Raw genomic sequence first — 6,118 nt, 5'->3', positions numbered from 1 at the left:
AAACGACAGATCCAGGGGCAGCCGGAGAGACGGCTGGGGGAACCGGAAAGCCGGGGGATGGACCGGAGACCGGGGAGACCCTGGAGAGCGCCGGAGAGACGGTGGCAGCAAAAGGCCCGGAGGAAACGGCCGGGGAAGGCTCTGGAGCCGGTGCAGATACGCTTCCGTCGGTGGATTTTACCCTTACGGACCAGTTTGGAAATTCCCATACCCTTTCAGATTATAAGGGAAAGACAGTATTTTTAAACTTCTGGGCCACCTGGTGCCCGCCCTGCAGGCGGGAGATGCCGGATATCCAGAAGCTTTATGAGAGATACCAGGCGGAGGAGGATCCAGAGGTGGTGATCCTGGGAGTTGCGGCTCCGGATTATGGAGACGAGGGCTCCAGGGAGGAGATCGCCCAGTTCCTGGAGGAAAACGGTTATACCTACCCGGTGGTCATGGACGAAGGCGGAGAGCTGTTTATGACATACGGCGTTTTTTCCTACCCCACCACCTTTATGATCGACCGGGATGGAAATGTATTCGGCTATGCCGCAGGCCAGCTGAGCATGGAAATGATGGAAAGCATCATCCGTCAGACGGTCACGGGAGTCCGGGAGCAGCCGGGCCAGTAAGAAGATGAGGGAAGTATGCCATGCAGACACTGAATCAGGATATAAAAGAGAAATCCTTTAAAAAGATCTATCTGCTCTACGGGGACGAGCCGTTTCTGGTGGGCAGCTATAAAAAGAAGCTGCGGGAGGCCATCACCGGCGGCGATACCATGAACTTCAACTATTTTGAGGGAAAAAACCCAGATGTGAAGGAGATCATCAGCCTGGCGGATACCATGCCGTTTTTTGCAGACCGGCGGCTGATCCTGGTGGACGGCAGCGGCTTTTTTAAGAGCGCCCAGGAGGAGCTGGCGGCGTACCTGCCCCAGATGCCGGATACCACCTGTCTGGTCTTTGCCGAGAGCGAGGTGGATAAGAGGAACCGGCTCTATAAAAGGGTAAAGGAGCTGGGCTACGCGGCGGAGCTCAATAAGCAGGATACGGCCCAGCTCATGCGGTGGGCCGCCGGGATCCTGGGCCGGGACGGAAGAAAGATCAGCCGTCCGGTGATGGAATACTTCCTGGAGCGCACCGGGGATGATATGGAAAACATCCGGATGGAGCTGGAAAAGCTGGTATGCTATACCATGGGCCGGGACGTGATCACAAAAGAGGACGTGGACGCAGTGGGAACGGTCCATGTGACCAGCCGGGTCTTTGATATGGTGGCGGCCATTGTAGCCGGGAACACGAAGAAGGCCATGGACCTTTATGAGGACCTCCTGACCTTAAAGGAGCCGCCCATGCGGATCCTGTTCCTCATTGCCAGGCAGTTCAACCAGCTCCTGCAGATCAAGGAGCTGACTGCCGCGGGAAAGGATAAGGGGGCCATGGCCTCGGCCCTTAAGGTGCCTCCCTTTGCCGTGGGAAAGCTTACGGCCCAGGCCAGGGCCTTCACAAGAGATCAGATCCTTTCCTGGGTCACGCTCTGCGTGGAGACAGAGGAAGCGGTGAAGACCGGCCGTCTGTCAGACCGCCTGGCGGTGGAGCTTCTGATCGCGCGGAGGACATAGAAAAAAGCAATAAAAAAACGCTTTTCCGACACACCACACGGAAAAGCGTTTTTACTTTACGAATTTATAAATTAAGATATCCAGCCTTCTTATTAAGCCATAGCGCTTACAGCTTTGGACAAACGGGATACTTTTCTGGAAGCAGTATTCTTGTGATATACGCCCTTGGAAGTAGCCTTGTCGATTTCGCTTGTAGCAGCAATGAGCGCAGCCTGTGCAGCAGCCTTGTCACCGGCGGTAATTGCAGCTTCAACCTTTTTCACATAAGTTTTTACCTTAGATCTGATCGCTTTGTTTCTGGCAGCCTTTGTTTCAGCTACTAAGATTCTTTTCTTTGCAGATTTGATATTAGCCAATCTGTACACCTCCACTATGATTAAAAAATATTCGCTGTTTGTTTTGCATCAAAGTCTGGACACGGACAGTTCAATGTAAACATACTCTTGTATTTTATCGGATTATTCCCGGGATGTCAATACATAAAATGTATTTTTCGAGGAAAAATAGAAAAAGATTGTGGTATTCAGACGCAGGAACATGATCCAGAAGTGAGCGGGGCTTTTGCGGAGAAAAATTTCCGACCGGCCCGCAGGAAGAACGGAAAAAGGAGAGATCGGTCATGGAACAGTGGAAAAAAAGCATATACACCGACCTGGCAGTGGAGGAAAGGGAGAGCTTCCCGGGCGACGGAGGAGAGATCCCCGGCGTGTCTCTCAGAGAATGGGAAAAGGAAGAGGCGGGCATCCATCTGACGGAGGTGGTCATAAAGACAGAGGAGGGGGCTGGGAACATGGGAAAGCCCATGGGGACCTATGTGACGCTGGAGGCATTGGCCCTGGCGGAGCGGGATGAAGATTTCCACCGGGAGGTATCCGAGGAGCTGGCGGCCAGGATCTCTGGTCTTCTGGCCCTTCATCAGATCGGAACAGACGGAAATGGAAGAGCGCCGTCCATACTGGCGGTGGGGCTGGGAAACGAGAACGCCACACCCGACGCCCTGGGGCCTCTGGTGCTGAAGCATCTCCAGATGACCCGGCATCTCACCGGCGGCTGTGGGGAGGAATTTGCGGGAGGAAAAAAATATCCGGCCCTGAGCGGGATCATTCCCGGCGTCATGGCCCAGACGGGGATGGAGACGGCGGAGATCCTGAAGGGAGTGATCGCGGAGACGAGACCGGATGCAGTTTTGGCGGTGGACGCCCTGGCGGCCCGAAGTGTCCGGCGGCTGGGCGTTACGATCCAGCTTTCCGATGCCGGGATCCATCCGGGCTCCGGCGTGGGAAACCACAGGAACAGCCTGACCCGGGAGACTCTGGGAGTGCCGGTGATCGCCATCGGCGTGCCTACGGTGGTGGGGGCTGCGGCCATTGTCCACGACACGGTGGGAGCCCTGGTGGCGGCCTTGAAGGAGGGCGGGGAAGCCGGATATGGGGATATGGTGGAGCACATGGACGGCAGGGACCAGTACCAGCTGATCCGGGAGGTGCTGGAGCCCCAGATCGGCCCCATGTACGTGACGCCCCACAACATCGATGAGCGGGTGGAGAATCTCAGCTTTACCATCTCCGAGGCCATCCACATGGCCCTGTTTGGAGGGAACGGGTGACGGCTGTTTTCTGGTGATGAAGGGAGGGCGTCCCTCATAGAATAAAAGAAAGAAGGAAAAACGGGCGGCAGCCATGAGACGCAGATGGTATTATATCAAACGGGCCATACGGGCAGAACGCCCGTTTTTTGCGGCCGCAGCAGTCCTTTTCCTTATGGCGGCCCTGGCAGTGGGAAGCCGGGACTGGCTGGGGGCGGCAGTCTCCAGATACGGAGACCAGTACGGCCTTTCCATGGCCCGGACTGTGATGAAGGAATGGATCCCGGCGGCAGGGAGACAGAAGGGAAGAAGCGGTCCGGCAGCGCTGGAGCCGGTTCTGTTTTCCTATCTGGGATCCATGGAGACGGAAACGGCACCGGCGGCAGATCCGGCCTATGAAAAGATGACGGCCCGGAGAGAGGGAGCAGATCCCGGCAAAGGAGCTCAGCAGGAGACCGGAGAGGCCGGGAGACGGGAAGAAGCCGGGAGGCCGAAAGATGCAGACCAGGCGGGAGCCGAAGGTGCCGGACAGACCCATGAAGCCCCCGGCCAGGTCCAGGGAAACGGGGAAGCCAGTCCAGAGGAAGGTGAGGCTGCCGGTTCTTCCCAGGCCCTGGCCGGGACGGCGGGAGGCCGTTTTCCAGGGCTGGGGATCCGCATGGAAAAGCTGGCAGATTATGACTATATGATGCAGAATTTTTACAGCATCCATCCCACCACGACCGCAGGCCGGGAGCTTATGGACGCGGAGCATTTTCTGTCTATGGATCTTTCCCTGGACCTGGGGAATGGACAGGACGGCAGCACGGCGCAGACGGCTCCAAAGGAACCGCAGATCCTGATCTATCACACCCATTCCCAGGAGACCTTTTCCGATTATCCGGAAAATCCGGAGGCCACCATCACTGGAGTAGGCGCATACCTTTCAGAGCTTCTGGAGGGGAAGGGATATTCTGTGATCCATGACGACGGCGTTTATGACTACCGGGACGGGAAGCTGGACCGGAGCCGGGCCTATACATATGCTCTGGAGGGGATCCAGGGGATCCTGCAGAAATATCCTTCCATTGAGGTGGTGCTGGATCTCCACCGGGACGGGGTGGCTGAGGGGACCCGCCTGGTGACGGAGATCAACGGGAAGCCCACGGCAAAGATCATGTTTTTCAACGGAACCTCCCAGACGCCGGACGGTCCCATCGAATATCTGCCAAATCCCAATCGGGAGGCCAACCTGGCGTTCAGTTTTCAGATGCAGCTTAAGGCTGCGGGAATGTATCCGGGATTTACGAGAAAGATCTATCTCAAGGGACTGCGGTATAACCAGCACGTCCGGGCGCGCTCGGCCCTCATTGAGGTGGGCGCCCAGACGAACACGTATGAAGAAGCGAGAAATGCCATGGAGCCCCTGGCCCATATCCTGGACCAGGTGCTTAGGGGAAGCTGAATCAGTGGATCCGTTTTTCCCAGCCGCCAAAGAAATAAAAGAGGGCGGTGAGGAGAGAGCACATCATCCAGCCCAGGGGATAGCCGAAGCCCACCACGGCCGGAGTGTTGATGAATTGTGTGATAACGAACAGGTAGATCTGCCGGAACAGCACATAGGAAAAGAGCATGATGAACATGGGAGTCCTGGAATCCCCGGCTCCCCGCAGAGATCCGGAAAAGATCTGTGTGGCGCAGCAGGTGAAGGTCAGGGTACTGTTGGTACGGATGAACAGGGTCCCATAACGGATCACCTCTGGATCCTGGTTGAACATGGCCACAAACTGTCCGGCCGTAAGCCAGAGCACCGAGGCCATGGCGATGGTGATGGCCGTGGACATATAAAAGGCCGTCAGGGAGCCCCGCTTGGCCCGGGGGATGTTCCTGGCTCCGATATTCTGGCTCACGAAGGTGGTGGCTGCCTGGTTCATGCTCTGGAGCGGCAGGAAGATAAACTGGTCGATCTTCGTATAACAGCTCCATCCAGCCATGCAGGCGGAGCCGAAATAGTTGATATAGGACTGGACGTACACGTTGGAAAAGCTGGTAAGGGACTGCTGGAGACCAGCGGGCAGGCCGATGGAAAGGATCTGCTTTAAGGTGTTTTTATCCACAGAAAGGTCTTTCCACACCAGACGGTAGCCGCCGTCGTCCATGGTCAGCACCGCAAGGACCAGGGCCGCCGACAGGAACTGGGAAATGATGGTGGCATAGGCCACACCGGCGATGCCCAGATGGAACACGATCACGAATACCAGGTCCAGTACTGTATTGAGGATACTGGAAAAGCAGAGGAACAGCAGCGGCCGTTTCGTATCGCCCACGGCCCGGAGCACGGCGCTTCCCATATTATAGACCAGCAGGCCGGCGATACCGGAAAAATAGATCCGGAGATACACCGAGGCTGACTCCAGGACGTCGTCTGGCGTGGACATGAACCGGAGCATGAGGGGGGCCAGGAAAATACCCAGGGCCGTAAACAGGATGCTGGCCAGAAAGGTGACCATGATGGTGGTCTCCACGGCCAGATGGAGCTTTTTGTCGTCGTGGGCCCCGTAATGGCGGCTGATGATGACGCTGGCGCCGATGGACGTTCCATTGAAGAACATGACCATGGTGTTGATGATGCTGGTGGTGGAGCCCACGGCCGCCAGGGCTTCTGTGCCCACAAAATTTCCGACCACCAGGCTGTCCACCGTATTGTAAAGCTGCTGGAACAGGTTGCCGATGAGAAGCGGAACGGCAAAGGAGAGCAGCAGCTTCCAGGTGGAGCCGGTGGTCATGTCCATGCTCTTTGACGATAGTTTTTTTGGGTGCATGACGATCCTCCTCGTATAGAATAAATGAAGATATCTTACTATTATGATAAAACCAAGTAAGAAGAATGTCAAATAAATATTCTGTCTGGTTTAATAGCCGCCTCCAGGGATGCCGGATCCTGC

At 56.3% G+C, this 6,118-nt stretch carries 6 protein-coding genes; 4 read left to right on the top strand and 2 right to left on the bottom strand.

What is annotated here, in order from left to right:
• A partial coding sequence (locus tag WIH05_RS00375; protein WP_337424807.1) for a TlpA disulfide reductase family protein occupies positions 1–617 on the top strand: 617 nt, incomplete at its 5' end.
• A 20-nt stretch (positions 618–637) separates the two neighbouring features.
• Entirely contained in the window at positions 638–1,609 is a 972-nt protein-coding gene (gene holA, locus WIH05_RS00370) for a DNA polymerase III subunit delta (protein ID WP_158359339.1), read from the top strand.
• 92 nt (positions 1,610–1,701) lie between these two features.
• Here the strand turns inward: holA and rpsT are convergent, their stop codons facing one another.
• Positions 1,702–1,965, bottom strand: coding sequence for a 30S ribosomal protein S20 (gene rpsT / locus WIH05_RS00365; RefSeq protein WP_022273173.1), 264 nt, complete (start codon positions 1,963–1,965; stop codon positions 1,702–1,704).
• A gap of 263 nt (positions 1,966–2,228) precedes the next feature.
• Here rpsT and gpr point away from each other — a divergent pair, with 263 nt between their 5' ends.
• Together gpr and spoIIP are read left to right on the top strand one after the other, a co-directional pair.
• On the top strand, positions 2,229–3,215 hold the full coding sequence (gene gpr / locus WIH05_RS00360; protein WP_022273174.1) for a GPR endopeptidase: 987 nt from the start codon (positions 2,229–2,231) through the stop codon (positions 3,213–3,215).
• 73 nt (positions 3,216–3,288) lie between these two features.
• Entirely contained in the window at positions 3,289–4,638 is a 1,350-nt protein-coding gene (gene spoIIP, locus WIH05_RS00355; protein WP_337424806.1) for a stage II sporulation protein P, read from the top strand.
• A gap of 1 nt (position 4,639) precedes the next feature.
• On the opposite strand, the gene WIH05_RS00350 is transcribed toward spoIIP, so the two are convergent.
• Positions 4,640–6,067: an MATE family efflux transporter gene (locus WIH05_RS00350; RefSeq protein WP_337424805.1), complete on the bottom strand. Its 1,428-nt coding sequence runs from the start codon at positions 6,065–6,067 to the stop codon at positions 4,640–4,642.
• Between the last annotated feature and the right edge of the window lie 51 nt (positions 6,068–6,118).

This window comes from Alitiscatomonas sp., from assembly GCF_037242085.1.
Taxonomy (GTDB): Bacteria; Bacillota; Clostridia; order Lachnospirales; family Lachnospiraceae; genus Alitiscatomonas; species Alitiscatomonas aceti.
Note: the sequence above shows the minus strand (reverse complement) of the source record. Positions and strands in the feature narration are given on the sequence as shown.